We start from the raw sequence: 2,076 nt of genomic DNA, 5'->3' as shown, positions 1-2,076 counted from the left end.
CCTCCCGGGGGTCTACCTCGCGCCCTCGGGTCTACCTCGTCGCGCGACTGTGCGGGGACCTCACGGGGTCCAGTCCACGTCCGAGACCTCGTTCCACCCGATGCCCGCCGCCGTCCAGCGCGGGGACACCTGGACGAGCCGGTCGCGGAAGTCCGGGTAGCTGCGGTCGGCCTGGTCGGACCACGCGACCTCGGCCGTCGCAGGCAGGCGCGGGAAGAGCATGAAGTCGGCGTACTGGTCGACGGGCACGAACTCGTCGAGGCTCTCCGGGACCTTGGTGAGGCTGTCGGGGTAGGAGCGGTCGGACCACAGCAGGACCTCGACGCCGGCCACGTCGGACTCGTCGGCCAGGACGCTCTTGCCGTCCGGCGAGGTGAGCTCGGTCGCGGGGTCCCAGTCGTACGCCTCCTCGAGCGTGATCTGCGCGGCCCACTCCAGGCCGTACGGGGTGTCCTGGTCGTACTTCATGTCGAGGTAGGTGCGGTCGGCCGGCGACATGACGAGCCGCGCACCCAGGTCGAGGGCGTCCTGCACGTCGACCAGGTCGGCGTTCGTCGCCTCCCCGCCGATGATCGGGCGCAGCCGCTCCCCCACGCCCCAGTACTGGATGAGCGTGCCCGGCGGCAGCGCCTCGGACGCGCCCCACTGGTGCCAGCCGATCACGGTCTTGCCGTGGCCGGTCGCGATCTCGTTCGCGGCCTCGGCATAGTTCTCGTACCAGCCGGGAGGGCTCGGAGCCTCGTCGCCGCCCAGGTGCAGGTACGGTCCGGGGTTCTGCCCCGCGACGGACGCGAGGACGGTCTGGAGGAACGCCCGGACGTTGCTCATGTTCTCGTCGCTCGAGCAGACCACGGGGTTGTTGACCTCGGGCCCCCAGTACTGCGCCGTGGGGACGCCGTCGCACGTCAGCGAGCCGAGCGACGCCTGGGCCGCGAGCGTGTGCCCCGGGCCGTCGATCTCCGGGACGACCGTCATGAACTTCTCGCCCGCGTACGCGACGATCTCCGCGTACTCCTCCGCGGTGTAGTACCAGCGTTCCCCATCGCCGCTGCCCGGCTCCCACCACTCCTGGGTCGTGGAGCCGATCTCGGTGAGCTCGGGCAGGGCGTCGACGGCGATGCGCCACCCCTGGTCGTCCGTGAGGTGCAGATGCAGGGCGTTGAGCTTGTAGGTCGACGCGTGGTCGATGAATCGCTTGACGGACTCGACCGGGTAGAAGCGGCGGGCCACGTCGAGCATCGCGCCGCGGAACGCGAAGCGGGGCTCGTCGGTGATCGTGACGGCCGGGGCGGTCCAGCCGCCTGCGGGGGCCTCCTGGACCGTGGACGACTCGATCTCCGGCGGGAAGAGCTGGCGCAGCGTCTGGACGCCGCGGAACAGGCCGGGGGGCGCGGCCGCCTTCAGGACGACCTGGTCGTCGTCTACCGTGAGCTCGTACGCGTCGACCGCCGGGTCGTCGAGCACGCCGATCCTGTCCCAGGCGACCTCGGCGTCCGGGACGAGCTCGATCCGGATCTCGCCCGACGCGCCGTCGACAGCAGGGCCGAGCGGCAGCTCGAAGCCCGTCGCCGTTCCGAGGTACGCGGCGAGCTCCTCGCCGACGTGGTGGACGTCCGGTGCCATGTCCTCAGGGGTGACCAGGGCGATCGTCGAGTCCGCGGTGAGGGCGAACGCCTCGCCCCCGTCGACGTTCACATGGCTCGGCACGGGGACGAGTCCCAGGCCGAGCGAGGGGACCGTGCTCTCCTCGGCCGTGCAGGCCGTGAGCAGCGTCGCGGTGAGGATGGTGGCGACGACCCCCGCGGTGAGGGCGATCGGTCGACGACGACCTGGCGAATTCATCAGCACTCCTTCGTAACTCATGACCGGAGAAGGCCGCGCCCGCTCCTGACGTCCACCCTAGGGGCGAGCAGAGGCGCGAACGCGCGGGTCGGCCGTCTCGATGAGGTAACGAATCGGGTGGAATCGGTCCCACGATCTCCGGCAGGCCGTACCTGCCCCCACGCGCTCCGCAACGGCCGCACAACGGGGAGCGGCGCCGTCGGGCATGACGACGCCCGCGAGACCAGGTGGTCT

1 protein-coding gene is annotated in these 2,076 nt (G+C 71.1%); it reads right to left on the bottom strand.

Annotated features, from left to right (window positions below; genetic code table 11):
* Window positions 1–60: 60 nt before the first annotated feature.
* Window positions 61–1,842, bottom strand: coding sequence for a beta-N-acetylhexosaminidase (locus ACFRCR_RS18500; protein ID WP_377679644.1), 1,782 nt, complete (start codon window positions 1,840–1,842; stop codon window positions 61–63).
* Window positions 1,843–2,076 lie beyond the last annotated feature (234 nt).

Source organism: Oerskovia sp. NPDC056781, from assembly GCF_042789955.1.
In the GTDB taxonomy this organism is placed as follows: domain Bacteria; phylum Actinomycetota; class Actinomycetes; order Actinomycetales; family Cellulomonadaceae; genus Oerskovia; species Oerskovia rustica.
The sequence above is the reverse complement of the archived record's forward strand: the minus strand, read 5'-3'. Positions and strand labels throughout refer to the sequence as shown.

Coding starts and splice junctions, on each gene's coding strand:
- ACFRCR_RS18500 (WP_377679644.1), bottom strand. CDS start 1,842: ATGAATTCGCCAGGTCGTCGTCGACCGATCGCCCTCACCGCGGGGGTC.